1 pseudogene is annotated in these 330 nt (G+C 55.5%); it reads right to left on the bottom strand.

Features of this window, described 5'->3' with window-relative positions:
* Positions 1 to 330 (bottom strand): annotated as a pseudogene (locus tag IV91_RS0112295) (IS1380 family transposase); the annotation flags it as partial.

Genomic DNA, 330 nt, shown 5'->3' with positions numbered 1-330 from the left:
GCAAAAGAAGCCAGATGCACGATGGCATCGTTGGTGTCGAATTTGCCCGAGGGCAAACGCTCCAGGTCCAGATCGCTTTTGAATTCAGAATGAAATTGCTCATGGGTACCATGGTGCTTGTAGAGTTCGATGACTTCCGCCGTAGGCAAGTCCAGACTACTCCACCATCCTTCCAACTCGATCTCCGGCACCAACAGGTGTTGCCCCCTCTTGTCGATGGTGCGCTCGATCACGCGCACATGCAAGACGAAGTCACGCTGACTCCCCTGCCAGGCACGAGTGACCGTCATCTTCATCAGGGCCACCCGCTTTCCGGGGCGTTGTTCTTCA

The sequence above is a fragment of the Ferrovum myxofaciens genome, assembly GCF_000735045.1.
In the GTDB taxonomy this organism is placed as follows: Bacteria; Pseudomonadota; Gammaproteobacteria; order Burkholderiales; family Ferrovaceae; genus Ferrovum; species Ferrovum myxofaciens.
The sequence above is the reverse complement of the archived record's forward strand: the minus strand, read 5'-3'. Positions and strand labels throughout refer to the sequence as shown.